Annotated in this window: 19 protein-coding genes; 15 read left to right on the plus strand and 4 right to left on the minus strand. The window is 37.9% G+C overall.

Annotation, left to right across the window (positions count from 1 at the left end):
* Positions 1-34 precede the first annotated feature (34 nt).
* From FJR05_RS21265 to FJR05_RS21280, 4 genes are all read left to right on the plus strand, one after another.
* Positions 35-871 (plus strand): phycobilisome rod-core linker polypeptide, encoded by an 837-nt coding sequence (locus tag FJR05_RS21265; protein WP_168645956.1) that lies wholly within the window; start codon positions 35-37, stop codon positions 869-871.
* A gap of 144 nt (positions 872-1,015) precedes the next feature.
* A complete protein-coding gene (locus tag FJR05_RS21270) occupies positions 1,016-1,759 on the plus strand; it encodes a phycobilisome rod-core linker polypeptide (protein WP_168645957.1) in 744 nt (247 codons plus the stop codon).
* Between the two features lie 141 nt (positions 1,760-1,900).
* Entirely contained in the window at positions 1,901-2,629 is a 729-nt protein-coding gene (locus FJR05_RS21275; protein WP_168645958.1) for a phycobilisome rod-core linker polypeptide, read from the plus strand.
* A 125-nt stretch (positions 2,630-2,754) separates the two neighbouring features.
* Positions 2,755-3,516: a phycobilisome rod-core linker polypeptide gene (locus FJR05_RS21280; RefSeq protein ID WP_168645959.1), complete on the plus strand. Its 762-nt coding sequence runs from the start codon at positions 2,755-2,757 to the stop codon at positions 3,514-3,516.
* Positions 3,517-3,723: 207 nt separating this feature from the next.
* Here the strand turns inward: FJR05_RS21280 and FJR05_RS21285 are convergent, their stop codons facing one another.
* Positions 3,724-4,062 carry a hypothetical protein gene (locus FJR05_RS21285; RefSeq protein WP_168645960.1) on the minus strand — a complete coding sequence of 113 codons (339 nt, stop codon included), beginning with the start codon at positions 4,060-4,062 and terminating at the stop codon, positions 3,724-3,726.
* A 136-nt stretch (positions 4,063-4,198) separates the two neighbouring features.
* Entirely contained in the window at positions 4,199-4,693 is a 495-nt protein-coding gene (gene msrB, locus FJR05_RS21290) for a peptide-methionine (R)-S-oxide reductase MsrB (RefSeq protein WP_168645961.1), read from the minus strand.
* A gap of 277 nt (positions 4,694-4,970) precedes the next feature.
* On the opposite strand from msrB, the gene FJR05_RS21295 reads away from it, so the two are divergent.
* Positions 4,971-5,744 carry a class II glutamine amidotransferase gene (locus FJR05_RS21295; RefSeq protein WP_168645962.1) on the plus strand — a complete coding sequence of 258 codons (774 nt, stop codon included), beginning with the start codon at positions 4,971-4,973 and terminating at the stop codon, positions 5,742-5,744.
* An 18-nt stretch (positions 5,745-5,762) separates the two neighbouring features.
* On the opposite strand, the gene FJR05_RS21300 is transcribed toward FJR05_RS21295, so the two are convergent.
* On the minus strand, positions 5,763-6,947 hold the full coding sequence (locus tag FJR05_RS21300) for a response regulator (RefSeq protein ID WP_168645963.1): 1,185 nt from the start codon (positions 6,945-6,947) through the stop codon (positions 5,763-5,765).
* An 857-nt stretch (positions 6,948-7,804) separates the two neighbouring features.
* On the opposite strand from FJR05_RS21300, the gene FJR05_RS21305 reads away from it, so the two are divergent.
* From FJR05_RS21305 to FJR05_RS21350, 10 genes are all read left to right on the plus strand, one after another.
* Positions 7,805-8,920, plus strand: a complete 1,116-nt coding sequence (locus FJR05_RS21305; protein WP_168645964.1) for a sulfate ABC transporter substrate-binding protein — start codon at positions 7,805-7,807, stop codon at positions 8,918-8,920.
* Between the two features lie 88 nt (positions 8,921-9,008).
* On the plus strand, positions 9,009-9,878 hold the full coding sequence (cysT, locus tag FJR05_RS21310; protein WP_039199225.1) for a sulfate ABC transporter permease subunit CysT: 870 nt from the start codon (positions 9,009-9,011) through the stop codon (positions 9,876-9,878).
* Positions 9,865-10,704, plus strand: a complete 840-nt coding sequence (gene cysW, locus FJR05_RS21315) for a sulfate ABC transporter permease subunit CysW (protein WP_027402213.1) — start codon at positions 9,865-9,867, stop codon at positions 10,702-10,704. Before cysT ends, cysW begins: the two co-directional genes overlap by 14 nt.
* A gap of 59 nt (positions 10,705-10,763) precedes the next feature.
* Positions 10,764-11,030: an NIL domain-containing protein gene (locus tag FJR05_RS21320; protein ID WP_039199230.1), complete on the plus strand. Its 267-nt coding sequence runs from the start codon at positions 10,764-10,766 to the stop codon at positions 11,028-11,030.
* Between the two features lie 402 nt (positions 11,031-11,432).
* Positions 11,433-13,244, plus strand: a complete 1,812-nt coding sequence (locus FJR05_RS21325) for a hypothetical protein (RefSeq protein WP_168645965.1) — start codon at positions 11,433-11,435, stop codon at positions 13,242-13,244.
* Between the two features lie 308 nt (positions 13,245-13,552).
* Positions 13,553-14,422, plus strand: coding sequence for a hypothetical protein (locus FJR05_RS21330; protein WP_168645966.1), 870 nt, complete (start codon positions 13,553-13,555; stop codon positions 14,420-14,422).
* A 33-nt stretch (positions 14,423-14,455) separates the two neighbouring features.
* Entirely contained in the window at positions 14,456-15,802 is a 1,347-nt protein-coding gene (locus tag FJR05_RS21335; RefSeq protein WP_168645967.1) for a hypothetical protein, read from the plus strand.
* A 136-nt stretch (positions 15,803-15,938) separates the two neighbouring features.
* Positions 15,939-16,742: a hypothetical protein gene (locus tag FJR05_RS21340; protein WP_168645968.1), complete on the plus strand. Its 804-nt coding sequence runs from the start codon at positions 15,939-15,941 to the stop codon at positions 16,740-16,742.
* Positions 16,743-16,992: 250 nt separating this feature from the next.
* Positions 16,993-17,754: a Uma2 family endonuclease gene (locus tag FJR05_RS21345; protein WP_039199241.1), complete on the plus strand. Its 762-nt coding sequence runs from the start codon at positions 16,993-16,995 to the stop codon at positions 17,752-17,754.
* A 162-nt stretch (positions 17,755-17,916) separates the two neighbouring features.
* Positions 17,917-18,528, plus strand: a complete 612-nt coding sequence (locus FJR05_RS21350) for a hypothetical protein (protein WP_039199243.1) — start codon at positions 17,917-17,919, stop codon at positions 18,526-18,528.
* Positions 18,529-19,017: 489 nt separating this feature from the next.
* On the opposite strand, the gene FJR05_RS21355 is transcribed toward FJR05_RS21350, so the two are convergent.
* Complete coding sequence (locus tag FJR05_RS21355; RefSeq protein ID WP_254447009.1) at positions 19,018-19,446, minus strand: hypothetical protein; 429 nt, start codon at positions 19,444-19,446, stop codon at positions 19,018-19,020.
* Positions 19,447-19,532: the final 86 nt, after the last annotated feature.

Raw genomic sequence — 19,532 nt, forward strand, 5'->3', positions numbered from 1 at the left:
GATTTATATACCATATAACAAGGTAAAATTAAAGATGTCAATACCACTACTAGAATATGCGCCCAAGTCGCAAAACCAACGAGTAGAAGGTTATGAAGTTCCTAACGAAGACACCCCAACTATTTATCGCTTAGATCGAGCTACATCAGACCAAGATATTGATAGCATCATCTGGGCTGCATATCGCCAAATTTTCAGCGAACATTTGATTTTAGTCAGCTATAAGCAAACCGCTTTAGAATCACAACTGCGAAATCGGGCGATTACCCTCCGTGATTTTATCCGAGGTTTAGGTAAATCAGAGGTTTACCGTACCCAAGTAGCAGATACAAATTCTAACTACCGCCTAGTTGACATCACCTTAAAACGTTTCTTAGGTCGGGCTGCTTACAACCAAGACGAAGAAATTGCTTGGTCAATCGTGATTGCTACCAAAGGGTTACATGGTTTTATAGATGCTTTATTAGAATCAGACGAGTATTTAGACAACTTTGGTGATGATGTAGTCCCTTACCAACGTCGTCGTTTTGGCTCACGCCCCTTTAATCTAGCTAACCCTCGTTATGGTACTGACTGGCGCGATACTCAAAACCTGCGTGGTTTGGCTGGTCGTTCCTACTACAACATCCGCACATCAGGACAACTGACCACAGCAGATATCCGTCGGGCAATTCCTGCCAACTTCTTTATCATCGCTGGGTCTATTATTACCAACGAAGTTAACTACCAACGCAGTTTGGCCACAGCCCAATCTTACGTTAGTAATACCGCAATACCTGACACTAGCAGAGATCATCAAGAACAACCCACAGTTAAACCTGTAGCAGTTTCCTTACCTTATCGTTATATTCCGGCGATCGCTAAAAATTAGTCATTAGTCATTAGTTATTAGTCATTGGTCATTGGTAAGAACAACTGACAACTGACAACTAAAAACTGACAACTAACAACTAACAACCAACAACCAACAACCAACAACTGACAACTGACAACTGACAAAGGACAAAGGACAAACATGACAATACCTTTACTAGAATACAAACCCAGTTCTCAAAACCAGCGTGTTTCTGGTTATGAAGTACCCAACGAAGATACACCCAAAATTTACCGCATCGAAGACTATGGCTTTGGTGGAGAAGTAGAAGAATTAATCTGGGCTGCTTATCGGCAACTTTTCAGTGAACACGTCATTCTCAAATTTTACCGCCCAGTTAATTTAGAATCCCAAGTCAAAAACAAAGCCATTACCGTCCGTGATTTTATTCGGGGTTTAGCAAAATCTGAAGCTTTCCAAAGTTTGGTAATTCAGAGTAACTCCAACTACAGATTAGTAGAAATTGGACTAAAACGGTTATTAGGTCGCGCACCTTATAACAAAGAAGAAGAAATCGCTTGGTCAATTGTGATTGCTACCAAAGGTTGGGGCGGTTTTGTGGATGCTTTACTAGATTCTGAAGAATATCAAAATAACTTTGGGGAAAATATCGTTCCCTACCAAAGACGACGTTATAAAGATAGACCCTTTAATTTAGTAACACCACGATACAGCGACTACTGGCGCGACCAAATCGAAGATGCTCGTTACAAATGGGGCGACATTAAAAACTTTTTGGATATGGCAAATTCCATTAAGATTAAAACAGTAACAATAACACCAGTTAGCACTGCCAATATCCAAATTCCTGATACCACGAGGGAAACAACATCAACAGGTATTCCTGTTTCTATTAGTCCTAGTGCTAGTTTTCCTTTGCGCTAAGATAGTTTTTTAACTAGCTGGGAAATTTCGGTGATAAAAGTGACAAAGTTTGCATTTTTTTAAGGATTTTAATTTTAGTTATTTCGCTAAGTATGACGACATTTTAAGATGCCAACTTTACTAAAAGGCAGGTTCTTTAAAATGGCAATTCCTTTACTTAAATACAAACCTACAACTCAAAACCAAAGAGTAAACAGTTTCGGTACGGCAGATATTAATGAAGACAATCCTTATATCTACCGAATTGAAAATGCTAATTCTTCCGGCGAACTTGAACAACTAATTTGGGCTGCTTATCGCCAAATTTTTAACGAACAGGAGATTCTCAAATTTAACCGTCAAATTACCCTAGAAACCCAACTCAAAAATAGGTCAATTACGGTTAAAGACTTCATTCGTGGTTTGGTGAAATCAGAAAGGTTTTATCAGCTAGTTGTGACACCTAATAACAACTATCGGTTGGTAGAAATGGTTCTGAAAAGAATCTTGGGTCGTTCTCCCTATAATGAGCAAGAGAAAATTGCTTGGTCAATTCAAATTGCTACTTTAGGTTGGGGAAAATTTGTGGATGTTCTGATTGATAGTAGCGAGTATGAACAAGCCTTTGGTGAGTATACCGTACCCTATCAACGCAAACGAATGACCACAGACCGCCCCATTAGCTTTACTCCCCGCTATGGTGCTGATTATCGTGACCGGGCAGGTATTGTCCAAAAATGGCCGTATATTCGTCAATGGCGTGGAGGTTTCTACCCAGGCTCTGGGCAAAATGTTGATTTGGGGGCATTGTCTGCTGTATTACTGGTAATAACCGCAGGCATCACTTTCTTGTTGATTCTCAATTGGTTAGGAATTAGTGATATCTACTAACCTTTTGAGGGGAAAATAAGATCGAGAGGAAATAGGGAATCAGCAATAGGGTAAAACTATTCCCTGTTCCCTGTTCCCTGATTCATTATCTTTGTTTAATTTGATAATAAAAGGAGAAAAATAATATGGCATTGCCATTACTTCAATACAATCCAAGTAGTCAAAATCACCGGGTGGCCAGCTTTGGCATTGCTGACCAAAATGAAGATACACCTTATATCTATCGGATTGAAGATGTTAGTTCTTACACTGACATGACTAATATCATTTGGGCTGCTTATCGCCAAGTTTTCAGTGAACATGAAATTCTCAAGTTTAACCGTCAAGGGACTTTAGAATCTCAACTGAAAAATGGTTCTTTGTCAGTTCGTGATTTTATTCGCGGTTTAGCTAAATCTGAAGCTTTCTATCGTTTGGTTGTTTCTGTTAACAACAACTACCGTTTGGTAGATATCACCCTCAAGCGTTTGTTGGGTCGTTGTGCTTACAATAAAAAAGAAGAAATTGCTTGGTCAATTGTGATTTGTAACAAGGGCTTTGGCGGTTTCGTTGATGCTTTATTAGATAGTGAAGAGTACAACCAAAACTTTGGTGAAAATACTGTACCTTACCAACGCAAGCGGTTTGTAGATCGTCCCTTTAACTTGGTAACTCCTCGTTACGGTGCAGATTTCCAAGAAACAGCCGGTACAGTCACAACCGATTGGCGCTTTACTTTGGAGAATTTCTATACTGCTAAAGCTAAAGAAAAGCGGATGGCAGAAGGAGATCCTCGCAAGTTTAGAGGTATGGCAGCTTCTGTATCTGGTAAAGGTAACTATGCTCAAAAGCTATCTTCTTTTGATATTGATTACCTGAATGCTGTTCCTTATCGTGGCAAACGCTAGTACCGACTAGGCGGAATTAAAAATTAATAATTAAAAATTAAAAAGGCGGATATTACCAGCTTTTTAGTTATTTTTAATAGTTAGTTAATTTCCGCTGTTGTGTACTAAGTTTACCCAAAAATTTTTAATTTATAGGGTGCGTTAGGAAGATAATTCTTGACGCACTCTTAATTTTTTGTGCTGTTGCTCATGGTTTTGTAAAATTTCTTATAACTCAATTAACTTAAAGCCCCAAATTTTCAAAACTGCGATCGCTATTTCTGGATCTATACCATCATAGGCTTCCCATTCAGACTGTGGATCTTTAGGATGCCCTTCACCTACGTGACCTGCAATTTTAATGATGGGAATATTCGCTAAGTAATCACGTTCCATCCCTTTAGGAAGAGCTAATTTAATTCTACGACCCACAAACTTTGATGCGCTCGATTCAGCTACAGATTCCCGAACTAAACAAATATCACCAGCAGTTCCCCAAGTAGTTTGGTAAATGTGGAGAAACGATATATAACTTTCTGGTTTGATGGATCTTTTGAGAACTTGCATTATCTAATCCTTATCCTTGTTTTCGACAATTTTATGTAAACACTACCTGCTATATTCCAATTTCCTGCTTTTGACAGAATAAAACAAGGGGTTTGCACCCCTTGAGAGAGTTTAAAAAGTGAGCCGTATTCGTAATTTACGCAGGTGTAAACTGCAAAGATACACCGTTCATACAGTAACGGAGACCAGTTGGTTTGGGGCCATCATTGAAAACATGGCCTAAATGTCCACCACAATTACTACAATGGACTTCTGTTCGGGTCATGAAAAATGTTCTATCTGTAGTGGTGGCGATCGCTCCCTCTATGGGTTTAAAAAAGCTGGGCCAGCCAGTACCACTATTAAACTTAGTATCGGCAGTAAACAAAGGCTGTCCACAACCAGCGCAGACATAAGTACCAGGTTCATATTGCTTATCCAGAGGACTGCTATGGGAGGGTTCTGTACCATGTTTCCGCAACACCCGAAACTGTTCTGGTGTGAGGATACTCTTCCACTCTTCCTCTGTTTTTGTCACTGCAAACTCTGTATTAGAAAGTGCCATAGATTCTGAACTCCAATTGATATAGCGGGAAAAAAAGGCTGTACCGACTAAGAGGGTACTAATTTGTAAAAAATGGCGTTTGTCCATAATCCTATTATTTGCTATTTTTCTCTTCCTGAGCCAAATCACTCCACAAGATTGATAAATTCTCTGGCGAGAAATTGACGAAAATCATCTAAAAACATCTTGCTCCCTTGAGAAGAATATGTGATAATTTTAGAATAAATTCAAATATACGGTATCTCTATCGGATTATGAGTATTTATAACCCAACGGTTACATCAGGATAATAATGTACAAATTGCACCTATGCCATCAAAATTAATCAGTTATTCTGGAGTTGATCTTTACAACTACAACACTAATGTGCCAACTGTTAGGAATGAACTGCAACATACCCACAGACATTTGCTTTTCCTTTGAAGGTTTTTCTGCACGAGGAGGAAAAACAGACGAACATAGCGACGGTTGGGGAATTGCTTTTTTTGAAGGTAAGGGATGTCGGATTTTTTTAGACGCTGAAGCCTCTATAGCGTCACCAATTGCCGATTTTATCCGTCGGTATCCCATTCACTCTACTCATGTGATAGCGCATATCCGCAAAGCCACTCAAGGTGAAATATCCTTAGAAAACTGTCATCCATTCCGTCGGGAATTGTGGGGAAGATATTGGGTATTTGCCCATAATGGCAACTTACCAGATTTTCATCCAGAAAATCATGGGACTTTTCAACCAGTGGGAACTACGGACAGTGAAAAAGCATTTTGTTTAATTCTCAACACATTGCGATCGCATTTTCCCCAAGGACAACCACCATTAAAGGAACTTTACCAAAAATTGCATGAAGTCACCAAAGAAATAGCAGCTTTTGGATCTTTTAACTACATATTATCAAATGGTGAGCATTTTTTCACCTATTGCTCAACTAAACTTTGTTACATTATTAGACAAGCACCCTTTGCTGCGGCGCATTTAATTGATGAAGAAATGACCGTAGATTTTAGTGAATTGACCACACCAAGCGATCGCGTTGCTGTCATCGTTACCACACCCCTAACAGATAACGAAGTTTGGACACAAATTCAACCGGGAGAACTACTAATATTTGAGGATGGATTACCCCTAAAATTTGCATGATTTTTGACAACTATTTTATTAATAAGACAAAGCGAAATTCGGGAAATACTCAGTTTTAGAACTCGTTGGTAAATACTTATTTAATATCGTAAATATCTGCTCTTTTTTTATAGGCTTATTAATAAAATCAGTTGCTCCAAATACCTTAACTCGAACCCGATCAAAAGCTCCATCGCTACTCGTTAGTATCACAATTGGCACTTGAGAAAAAATAGAAATCCGCCGTAATTGTTCACAAACTTGATAACCATTCACTACTGGCATCATCAAATCCAAAAAAATCAAATCTGGTTTATTCTCAATTAATATAGATAGAGCTTCTAAAGGATCTTGAATGCCAATAAACTTCATCCCCTGAGATGTAACAATATTTTCTAGGATTTTAGTTACTTGCAGACTATCATCAATACAAACAATTAGAGGAGAATTATTCTGTCTTACAGATTTTGATTGAGAGTTTTGTTGAACTTTTTTAGTTAATAATTGGACATCAGGTACTTCTATAAATTCTGCAATTCCTTTATCTATAAAAGGACGTAATGATTTAGTTATAGACACAATACTTATCTGCATTTTTGCAGCTAAATCCCAGAGAGTATGCTGACCATTAATCAACCGCTCAAAGTTTTTATAGACAATAGTGCTTACTTGTTGTTTGAGCTTTTCTGGTTGTCTTAAAACAGGTGATAAGTGAGGAGAAAGACTACTTAAACCAGCACTTGACCAATCATCCCAAGACTTTTTTACCTCCTGAATAAAAATATTTGTATTTGTAGAACTGAGAATAGTTTTTAAAATTGTATCTTGTTTGAGTTCCCAACTCAAATTACTAACATTTACCTGTTGTGCTAAAACTAAATCAAATAACTGTTCCTCTACAGTTTTCACCACAAAGTCGTTAAATTGTGTCTGATTTAATTCTTTTTTGTGATATAAATTCTCTAGTAGTAAATAATCCCAATAATCTATTAACATCTCTTCTTCCCGCAGCAGGAATTGATCAATGTCAAGATGTGGGCAAATTAAAGCGATATTTCTCAACCAACGTCTCCGAGGATGAATCCCCCCGGTTGCCCATATTATCTGCCCTAAATGGTAATAAAAAGTCCATTTATTTCCCCATGTATCGTTAAAATCTAAGTTGCCATTGTATTGGAATTGAATACATTCTTCAAATTTGCTCAACAAAACATCTAAGTCCATAATTATTACCTGATAATAGCTTGATAATAGATTTATGATAAAATTATGAAAATTTTATGAAGTTATATCATTAATATTTAGATAATGGTGTTAAAAACAGGTTAAATTTTATTTTTCTAATATACTAGGGCTTAAGCATTGACAGAAACAACCAAATATGAAGTATAGGCTTCTGGCATTTCCAGGTGATTGTTTGAGAATTTTCGAGTGATGCCTGAAAGCATACCCATTTGTATAGTTTTATATAGCGAGTAATTTCTTTATAATTTTAACCGATTGTAAATAAAAACGGTATTTATAGATATCTAACTTTAGATATATTTTTAAGAAATAAAATAAAAGCCTTTAAAGAATTATCTGTCATGGGTGGGATGTCCTTAAATTGGCTTAAATATAATCTACAATATCTTGATCGAGATACCGTATTTAACCTATCGAAAAAGAGCTTACCAGATGTAATAAATAAAATCAATAGTTTTTGCACTTAAAAACAACTATTTTCCTATCGAGTATTGTATGTATTCAATATTGCAGTTATTTTTTAATGCTTGATTACCTAAAAAGCCAATTTGAAAAGGCTTTGAATAAATTAAATCTATTTTAATAGTAAGTATTTGATTTAACTATATGTACCAAAAGTAACTATTATATAAAGTATTTGTATTTTGCAACCTCTATAAAGACAATTGAAAATTGATACTTCTTTATTGGAGGCGTTGTAATTTGTCCTGAAACTGGTAAAATCACCATATTCCCTATCGTCAATATGCTGTTTAAAACTGTATTGACAATTATGCTTTATCGCATAAGTGCAAGCTAAGAAACTAATTATCCGTAGTTTTACAGGAAGAAAAATAATGAATTTGTGGCAACAATTACTGAAAAAATTACAACTGAGGTTTAACCCCAACTCCCTCAAAGGCTTTGTATCACTGGTTTTAGTAGGAACGGTATTGAGTGTATCTCTTGCTGCTTGTTCTGGGACAAATACCAGTAATTCTCCATCTAATGCAACCAATGATACGGGTAAAAAACAGAATGTAGAACTAACCCTTGTATCTTTTGCTGTCACTAAAGCTGCTCACGCTGCCATTATTCCCAAATTTGTGGAAAAATGGCAAAAGGAACATAACCAAACTGTAGTTTTCAAACAAAGCTATGGCGGTTCTGGTTCACAAACTCGTGCTGTAGTTGATGGTTTAGAAGCAGATGTTGTGCATCTAGCATTAGCTTTAGATACGCAAAAAATCGAAAAGGCGGGATTAATTCAAGCTGGGTGGGAGAAAAAATTTCCTAATAATGGAATTGTTACTAAATCTGTCGCCGCTTTAGTAACTCGTGAAGGCAACCCTAAAGGTATTAAAAATTGGGCTGATTTAGCTAAAGATAATGTTAAACTAATTACCGCAGATCCTAAAACTTCTGGGGTAGCGCGGTGGAACTTTCTCGCACTTTGGAATTCGGTAATTAAAACTGGTGGAGATGAAGCTAAAGCAACAGAGTTTGTTACTAAGGTTTATAAGAATGTCCCTGTATTAACTAAAGATGCTCGTGAAGCTACAGACGCATTTTTTAAACAAGGTCAAGGTGATGCTCTAATCAACTATGAAAACGAAATTGTTTTAGCCAGAGATAAGGGTGAAAAAACAAACTATGTTCTTCCTGATGTAAATATCTCCATTGATAATCCTATTGCTGTTGTGGATAAAAATGTTGATAAACATGGTAATCGGGAGGTGGCGGAAGCTTTTGTTAAATACTTATTCACTCCAGAAGCACAACAGGAATTTGCGAAAGTAGGATTTCGCCCTGTGGATGAAACAGTAGCTAAGAGTAAAGAGTTTGCTGACAAATATCCCCCAATAAAGACTTTAAGTACAGTTGAAGAATTAGGTGGTTGGGATGCTGTGCAGAAAAAGTTCTTTAATGATGGGGCAATTTTTGACCAAATTCAAGCTAAAAATAGGCGGTAATGGGTAATGGGTAATTGGTAATTGGTAATTGTTAGAAGACAACTGACAACTGACAACTGACAACTGACAACTGACAACTAACTAAATTATGGCTGTATCTTCTCCTGTACAAACTAATATTAAACCTCCGATTTGGAAGGTGTTTATAGATAATTTGCTTCATCTTCCTTGGACTTGGCGGATTACTTTAGGATATCTAACTTTCATGTTATTTATTCCGATTATGGCCATGTTTCTCAAGGCTAGTACAGAACCCCCTGCTAAGTTTTGGGAAATTGCAACTAATGATTTAGCATTGGCGACTTATAACGTTACCTTTGTTACGTCTTTATTTGCAGCTTTGCTGAATGGTGTGTTTGGAACTTTGATTGCTTGGGTATTGGTGCGTTACGATTTTCCTTTGAAACGGATTATTGATGCGACTGTAGATTTACCATTTGCTTTGCCAACATCAGTAGCAGGTTTAACACTGGCAACAGTTTATAGTGATAATGGTTGGCTGGGTTCATTGTTAGCACCAATGGGGATTAAGGTATCCTTTACTCGGTTGGGAGTTGGGGTAGCAATGATATTTATATCTTTACCTTTTGTGGTGAGAACTGTCCAACCGGTACTGCAAGAAATGGAATCGGAAATTGAAGAGGCTGCTTGGAGTTTGGGTGCTTCCGAATGGCAAACTTTTTGGAAAGTGATTTTACCGCCTTTATTTCCGACAATTTTAACTGGTGTGGCTTTGGGTTTTTCTCGTGCTGTGGGAGAGTATGGTTCAACAGTAATTATTTCTTCTAATACACCATATAAAGATTTGATTGCACCTGTGTTAATTTTCCAACGGTTGGAACAATATGACTATTCCGGTGCAACTGTAATTGGTGTGGTTTTATTAGGAATTTCTTTGGTGATGTTGTTAGCAATTAATTTCTTACAAGCTTGGGCGAGAAGATATGACAATAGATAAAGTTAAAAGACAAAAAAAACAAAGTTGGGTGCCGGCGGTTTTAATTGGGATTGCGATCGCCTACCTGTTTCTGGTTCAATATATTCCAGCTATTAATGTTTTTTTTGAAGCTTTCAAAAAGGGATCTGGACCATTTTTATCCAACCTGGCAAAACCGGAATTTCTCCATGCAGCTTGGTTAACTCTATTACTAGCTGCGATTTCCATACCTGTGAATGCTGTATTTGGTTTATGTGCGGCTTGGGCGATCGCTCGACATAAATTCCCTGGACGCGCTATAGTTCTCAGTATCATTGATTTACCCTTTTCCATCTCCCCAGTCGTCGCCGGGTTAATGATAGTCCTACTATACGGCAGACAGGGCTGGTTTGGTCCTTGGCTACAAGCACATAATATCCAAATTATCTTTGCTTTTCCAGGAATGGTAATGGCTACCGCCTTTGTGAGTATGCCTTTTGTCGCCAGAGAAGTAATTCCTATCTTAGAAGAATTTGGCAAAGATCAAGAAGAAGCCGCCAGAACATTAGGTGCAAACGATTGGCAAACTTTCTGGCGAGTAACTTTACCGAGTATTCGCTGGGGTTTACTCTACGGTTTAATCTTAACAAATGCCAGAGCAATGGGTGAATTTGGCGCAGTTTCTGTGGTATCTGGTAACATTGCTAATACAACCCAGAGTTTACCCTTATTCGTGGAAGATGCTTACAAACAATATGAAACTGAAGCTGCTTTTTCTGCGGCTGTATTGTTAGCATTTCTAGCCGTAATCACCTTGATACTCAAGGAAATTTTAGAACGCAAAACCCAGATTAAAGAAGTTGAATAATGGGTAATAGGTAATGGGTAATTTTTAGACAGATATAAAATTACATCTTAGGAGTTGTTATGAGCAGTGAAAATACCCTGATAAACAAGCGAATTCGCATCAGAATCACTCAAGATCATCATCAAGAACCTGTTATTTCTCGCCTAGTTTCCGAATACGGCTTGACTGTAAATATCAAAGCTGCAATTCTCGGACAAAATGCTGTAGGTGATGGTTGGTTTGACTTAGATTTACAAGGAACAGAAACACAAATTCAAAATGGGTTAAATTATTTGCAAGAATTGAAATTGCAGGTTTGGGATGAGAATAGTATTAGTGATTGGTAAAAATTATACAGCATATTTCAATTAAATGAAGTACACCCCCAGTGCGCGGGCGGGTTATTTCTATACTATGACTTACGCAAGTGTCACACCAAAAATCTATTGTAGGGTGCATCAGATACCAACAATCCGTTTCTTTGATAAATTTTTGCGTTGTGATGCACTTTACCAATGTACTAGTTGCGTAAGTCCTGTATACCTTGCGAACCCGATCTTTTCTGTAAATTACTTACATTAAGCTATAGCACTATCCAATACACGCAAGTTACTAGCTAGTATAAAAAAAACTCAATATTTGCCCTTGTAACTTTTTGTATCAAATAAGTCTCTATGTATTTAATTAAGTAATCAAGTATGATACTAGTATATTTAGTAGTAACATCAACTAATTCATAGGTACGTAAAATGAGCGAAATGATACTAGTTACATCTTTAAATGAGGCAGCCGAAAATCAACGGAAGAAGGAGTTATCGATCACCCTCCAGTTTGACAAAGGAGTTACAGAGAAGTATTCGATTAATACTAAACCAGCACGTACCTCTAAGTTGGTGTTTGAATCTGAGAAGTCAATTCTCAACAATTTATCTGTCCGCGAAGTCGTGAAGGGGTTGGATCATGCAGCCGATTTAATGTATCTTGCCTATAATGCCTTAGCAGCAAGAAAAAACGACTCGCTCCAAGGAACGGTGTCTGGATTACAGAAATCCCTGTTAGATGCCACGATGGAAGCCAGTGTAACAATGGGGGTTTTTAAAACTAAGTCTAGTGCAGTCGTAGATGATGCATTTAGTGCCTATAAATGGCTAGTCCAGGGTAAGGAGTCGTTGGCTATAAAACAACTACAACGCTGTGGAGAGACGGCTTTGCAAATGGCGAATGAATCGCAAAAACTAGCAGATCGTTTTCAGAAGATTGTTGATGGATCTCAGACTGCCGTGGAAGCAGCTATTGCTCAGAAAGTGACCGATCAAAACACCAAGAAAAAACTGGAAGAAAAGCTTAACCTGATTAAAACCCTTCAGAAAAGAACTGTAGAGCTTCAGAAAAATATTCAAACAGACCTTACTGCTGCACAAAAGGAATATGAAGAAGCCAGAGAGAGAGAAAAGGTTGAGGGTGATCGCGCTTTTATTACCGGAATAATGGGGGCTACTTTTGGTGCCCTTGCTTCGGGTGCTGGTTCGATAGGTCAAGCGGTGATTGCCATCAAGTCTCCCATTGGACTTCCAGGAGGATATGTCCCTCCTACTCAAGCAGGTGGTAATAAGCCAAGCGGTTTAGCCCCTTCACCTGAGGTAGAGCAACAGAAGGAAAGTCTCAGCAAGCAATTGCAAGATAAAGAGACAGCAAAGACCGTTATTTTTACAGAGAAGACAGAAAACGACGCTCAAATCACAAAAGCTGAAGCAATTATCAAAGATCCTCAATCTCCACCACAGGCTAAGGCGGACGCAGAACAAAAAAAGGCTGCGGCTGAAGCAAAACGTGCTGATATTGATAAAAGGCTAAAAGCGGCAGAAGAAGCTGTCAAAACTGTTTTATCAGGACTGAGCGGCGTGTCACAGCAACTTCAACAAATATCGAGCCAGTCATACACAGCTGCGGAAACTGCGTCGAAACAGAAGATGGCATACTACGAACACAGGAATAAGCTGGCAGCAGAAAACCGGGAAGCCTTAGCTAATCTTGCACAATATGTAGTGGAAATTAAATATACCACTGATGATACTAAGAATATAGAAACGGCAATCAAAAGTCTACAGTTTGCCATTGAAGCTCTCAGCGGAGTCGTAGCTGCATTAAGTCAGACAACACTGTTCTGGCGTAATATGGCGAACTATTGTAAAGAAACTCTGGGAAGCACTAGCTTTACGGAAGACCTTGGATTTATCCAAAGTAGTTTTACTTTAGAGGAACGGAAGGATTACTACTCCAGTGAGGACTTCCTCAAAGGGGCGTTGGTTAATATAGCTCAATGGGTGGCACTGAATAATGTCTGCGATCAATATCTGACAGCAGTAAACGAGGTATATGGCAAGGTAAATAAAAATGTCGGAAAACCACCATCCGATGACCAGGCAGCGGCCCAAGTCGCTGGATTAGCTCAAGCAGTTCTTAAATCTGCTCAAAGTGAAGCTGCGGCTGTAGATGCTGAAATGGAGTCTTTTCGGAAGCAGATGCAGACCATAAATGTTTCAGCGCAACGAGTAGGCTAGAGGATTTCTAAAAGGCGATTAATAGGCACAGCGTTACATCGCTTACTTTAATCTGTGCTTTTTAGCGATATGGATGTCTATTATTGTCATCCATATCGACTCTAAAGTTAACGTGAATTCGACGAATTGAAAAACCTCTCTCCAAACCTGTCCCCTGTAAGGAGAGAGGCTCAAAAATCTTAGCTTTTCGTTAAGCTTTCAAGATATTTAAGCCCCTCTCCGACGCGGAGAGGTCATCCGACTTACGTTAGAGTTAAAACCAAAAACTACCTGTCTCAGTCATAAACAAGAAAAATTGGAGTATGAAAATGAAATTTTTGATCCAGAAAAGCCTACCAAGTCCAGTCAAGTTTGTGTGGAAAACCTTAGTAGTTTTCATTCTGTCTGCGTTGCTTTTCTTTCCCACACCCGTATTGGCATTAGACTACAGTGGCACTGTACAGTCCTATGTATCTAACGCTAAGGTAGAGTTAGATAGTGTATTAACAGTGATTAAAAAACTGCAAAATCTATCTTATGCGAATGGTAAAACTGCACTGGCTGAGATAGATACTAGATTACAAAAAATTCAAACTGATGCTAGGAAAAATGCCACAGATTTCGAGAAGTTAGGAGATGAAGGGCAGAAAGAATCTAATCAACTTCTAGATACGATAAATAATCTATATACTCGCCAACAATTTTTAGAGAAGGAATTACAGACAAATCAAGAGAAATTAGAGCGATATATTGCATTAGAGCAAGCAATGAGAGGTATTTCTGCGTCACTAAATGGTGGGGTTCAAATAGCCACTCCGTTTGATAACATTATTAAGAGCTATGAGGAAAGCAATAGGTCAGCCATATCTAAGCTACAGTCATTAAAAGACAGTAGAGCAAAGTTAGAGATAGATAATCAGAATCTATCTCAGGCAATAGTATTAGCTGACAAAATATCCAAGTTGTCTACTAACCTAAAAAATCGTGTAAACGATGCAAAACAGAAAACTAGCAATATCAAAGCTTATGCGGAAGAATTAGAGTCTTTTAGCGATCAAGATATACTGAGCGAAATCAGTGAACTAGATCAATTTATTGCCGATTTAACTAACAACCTTCCATTGGGAAGCGTAACTGTTCACACCACCCCTATCTTTATTAACGAGAGAGTGTGCTACATGATGCCAGCTAATTGTTAACAAGTTAACACACACATTAATGGATTAAGTCAAATGAGTGAAATTACAATAATTAACAACAACTCAATACCAGGATCGATCACACTTTCTATCAACGGTAAACAAGAAGTATATTCTGTGCAAAATCTTCCAGCAAGCGGCAGTCAATTAGTGCTGGACTCTCGCCAGGATATTTTAGGGAAATTGTCCATTGATTCCTTGGTTTCCAACTTTGAAAATGCGGCAGATTTTATGTTTTTGGCATATAACGCCTTAGCAGGTACAGAAGTTTGGCCAAAAGTGTCTGGATTGCAGAAGTCACTACTTGATATTTCTGGTGATTGCATGAATACACTTGACATTTTTGGTCTTCGCTCCCAAGAAGTCGCCAAAACTTTAATCAAGATATATGGATTGTTATTACAACGTAAAGACAAGTTCGCCATAATTCAATTAAAATATTGTGCAAAGATTGCCGGTGATATGGCTAATGAATCAGAGCAATTAGCGGCAAAGATTTCAGCACTTGGTAATCAATCCCAGCTTGTAAATGAAGATGCTATTAATCTAAAAACTCTGACTGAAGGCGAGAAGTCAAACCTAAATAAACAATTGAATGATTTTAAAGCAAAACAGGGGGGAGCGGAAGCCGATTGTAAAAAGCTTAAAGAAGACATGGATAAGCTGACCAAAGAATATTATGCCAGCGTCGCTAAACTCCAGGATGGCTGGTTTATCGGTGCTGTTAAAACAGTCGCTAAAGTTTGCGGAGTTCGAGATCCTAAGGAGGAAGCTCTACGGGAAACTCATGCTACCTACAACAGAGACTCGCAAAGGTACAATCAGTTAATCCTTAATAATTTGAATGATCTTAAACAATATGCAGCAGAAATTATGAAAGCGCAAAGTGCTGTTTCTGAGGCGGAAAAATCTGTTCAAAGTTTCCATTATGCAATTCGCGCTCTCTCTGCAATTGTCTCTACATTAACTGATGCAACACTTTTCTGGCGTTCAATTGAGACATATTGTAGGCAACTTGAAAGTTCAAAATTCTCAAATGCCGTTCACGATTATCAAGGTGAATTATCTCCAGAAGAGCTAATTAAGGAATACTCTAGCCCGGAATTTATCGTGCTGTTCGTGAAAAATTTATCTCAATGGGTAGCTTTAGATAGCGTCTGTCGGGAATATCTAGTAGGAGCAAAAAATACCTACAATAAAGTAGGAGCTAATATTGTCGCTTCACCTTCAATTGACCAAGCAAAAGTACAAACACCTATATTAGCTAAACGGATTTTTGATTCTCTTGACAAACAGACGAAAACTCTAGAAGCAGCGGCGGAAAAAGATAAAAGATGGGGGAATTATATAACAGTAGTGAGTGCTAGGTATAGGTCTTAGGTAAGAAGCAGTTAAACATCTTAAACATCGGACAGGTGCAATAGATGGCTATTATTGCCATCTATATGCTATCTAAACTTAAATCAAGAAACTACTGAGTTAATTTGTGGAAACCCAAAACTATCGGAGTATAAACATGAGATTTTTTACCAAGAAAAACCTACCAAGTCCAGTTAAGTTTGTCTGGAAAACCTTAGTAGTTTTCATTCTGTCTGCGTTGCTTTTCTTTCCTACACCAGTGTTGGCATTAGACTACAGTGGCACTATAAAGTCCTATGTATCTAATGTGAAGGTAGAGTTAGATAGTGTATTAACAGCGATTAAAAAACTTCCCAATCTGTCTTATGAGAATGGAAAAACAACACTGGCAGAGATAGATACTAGATTACAAAAAATTCAAACTGATGCTGGGAAAAATGCCACAGCTTTCCAGAAGTTAAGCAATGAAACTCAGCAAGCGTACAACAAAACCTTATCAGATATCAATAGCCTATATATGATCGAAAAAGCTTCGCAGAAGCAACTTGACGACTTAAAGGCAAAGCGTGAGCTCAAATATGCCGAGGACGAAGCCAAACTCTTAGCCTGGCTTCGGCTTGGGGAATCGGGTGGTCCAAATCCGCTAGTAATAGATGGTAGTTATGAAGAGTATGAAAAATATAGCCAGTATATTTCATCGTTAAATACTCAGTTAAAAAATCTTCAACTGAGTAGAGCCGGGTTAGAGAGCAAGAATCAGAGTCTGTCCGAGGCAATAGTATTAACCAATAAAATCTCCAACCTGTCTGATAAGGTAGAAAAGCGAATTAAGTTGGCAAACCAAAAATACGGTAACGTCAAAGAGTATGCGGATGCACTTGCATCTTTTAGCGACCCGGATATATTAGGTGAAATCAGCGAACTAGATCAATTAATTGCGGACATCAGTAAAAACCTTTAATTAAGAACTTAGAAAAACCATTCAGTAATCTGCACCAATGGGTTAATCTTCAGAACAGGGAAAAGTGAATTAACTTGGCAAAAGAATAAGTCTCAACCCTTCAACACTATTGCCAATTTTCCTAAATATGTCTGAAACCCAATAAAATCGTGACGATATCAATAGGGTTTCAGGGTTTTGGCAATAGTATTGAACCCTTGATATACTGTTAATTAATTTGCACAAACATTTCTGGTTGAGGGTTAATACAATGGTACTCAAAGCCCCGTCTATCAAAGCTAAAACAACCATCACCTGGGAACCTCTACCAGCTAATTTTATATTACCAGACGATCCTGTGGAAAATATTCAACAACCCGCCCTCGCTGCGGCTTTAACCGATGCTTTGGGGGCTTCAGGATATATCCAGCCAGAAATGTTGATTGGCTCGAATTTGGGGCTGGTAGCAACAGTTAATAAAAAGATTGTCGTCAAAGCTCCAGACTGGTTTTATGTTCCTCAAGTACATTCCGTACCAGAGGGGGTAATTCGTCGTAGTTATACCCCTAATACAGATGGTGCAGCAGTGACAATTGTGATGGAATTTCTCTCAGAAGCAGAGGGAGGAGAACTATCCATTAGGTCAACCCCTCCCTATGGTAAACTCCATTTTTACGAGCAAGTTCTGCAAGTACCCACTTATGTGACTTATGACCCCTATGATCCTAGTCTAGAAGTCCGTTATTTGCAAGATGGCAGATATATTTTACATCCAGTAGATACCCAGGGACGGGTGTGGATTCCACAATTGGAATTATATCTGGGAATTTGGTCTGGGGAAAGGTTGGGACAAACCATGAACTGGCTGCGTTGGTGGGATAAATCAGGTAATTTACTGCTATGGAGTTCAGAACAAGCAGAACAAGAACGCCAAAAAGCGGAGGAGGAAAGACAAAGAGCAGATAGAGAACATCAAAGAGCAGAAAGACTAGCTGCTAAATTGCGGGAATTGGGAATTGAGCCAGAACCGTAAAACCGTAGCACCGTAGCGATAGCTTGCGTGGCGACGTGGGAGCCATAGCCATAACCCAACAAATGTGTCGGGTTGCGCTGTTGCTTAACCCGACCTACAAAAAATGGACAAGGTATTGAATAAATATAAAAGATAAAAACTGACAACATAATTTATAACTTTATGAATAAATCACATCGTCCCCCAATTCTCAAACCTGATGAAACATACACATTTCGTAAGTATTTTGAGTTAAGGTTTGCACCTGCGGATATTTTACAAGAACTAGGAGTTAATTTAACTAGAGGAACAATTAATTTTCCAATAAATAATAATCAAATACCTCGATTAGTTGATCTCCAGAAACGATTAGAAGAAGCAATTCAAAGAGTCAGTTTAACAAGCGAAGCTGCAAGAAGAGAAGTTTTAATTGCGCCAATTCTCTTAGAAGTTGCACATATTACTGAATCTAAAATTAATATTGAATATCCCATTGAAATAAATCAATTTTTGCGAGGTGATTTAGATTATTACTTGCAATCTCAACATCAGGTTTTAGTTATAGAGGCAAAACACGCAGATTTAACACGAGGATTTACTCAACTTGCAGTTGAATTAATTGCTTTAGATCAATGGGTTGAAGGAGATGAACCAATATTATATGGTGCTGTAACTACTGGAGATATTTGGCAATTTGGCAGTTTTCAACGAGAAAATAAACTAATAACTCAGGACTTAATGTTATATCGAGTTCCAACTGATTTAGAAATATTGGTTCTACCGTTCCCCTTATGATTAAATATTCCTTTCATATGTCCAAAACCATTACTGTATATGGGTTTTGTCTAAATTAAGAGCGATCGCTTATTTTTGAAGATATTAAACCCTCAAATCCAGTTAGAGCAAGGGTTTCGATGATATTTTTGATAAAATATCATAAAGGGAGCGGTAGAGCCGAAATATTAATGCAAATTTTAGTAGGAACTCTTACCGAAAATTAACCTACTTAAATGAAGCTAATTATTAACTAAGTAGGTGAGCGTTGAAAATTGTCGTTATGGCAAGGCAAGAGGCAAGAGGCAAGAGTGAAGAGGGTTTGGGCGATTTTACATTTCTTTACACAGTTTGGTTTTATTGTGTTCACCTACTTATTTTTGGCTTGAGATTTTTACACTAATAGATTTTCTATACCTGTTGTTGTTCCTATGGTGGAAACTTGGATAACGCGGAGCGTGGCGTTAGCCATAATTACCGATTGTGATACTGAGGGGTGCGGAATGTGGGTTAGATGTAATATTTACCAAGAGATAAAGTTTGAATAAAAGTACGAGATTCAGGTACATTCTGAAAAATTTTGCCTATACTTTCTGCGTTGATAAAATCTAATGCTTTCTTCTTAAAGTCTTCATCACTAAGAGTTTTAAGTTCTTTAGTACCATAAAGTAAGGTTTTTAATTCTCCTGGTTTCTTACCATAAGCATCCTTAATTAATTTTTTGGGGTCTATTTTAGCAGCAGCTATAAATATTTCAGTTGAGGGAAACGTGACGACTGGAATTACTACAGGCAAATATTCGTGTGTATAACCGTCTCTTGCCTTGGCTCGATAAAATTCTTCTATACTTCCTACTAATATCTTAGATATACTGAATCTCCAGTCTTTAAAGTAGTCATCAGGAGCGGAAAGCGTCTGTTCAGTATCAGCAGTGAGCAATAAAATATCTCGGTTACAAATTGCTCCTATTGTAACTGTTCACACTCCCCCACTAAAAAGGAATTAGGAAGTAACAGGGATAGGAG

Source organism: Dolichospermum sp. UHCC 0259, assembly GCF_009711935.1.
In the GTDB taxonomy this organism is placed as follows: domain Bacteria; phylum Cyanobacteriota; class Cyanobacteriia; order Cyanobacteriales; family Nostocaceae; genus Dolichospermum.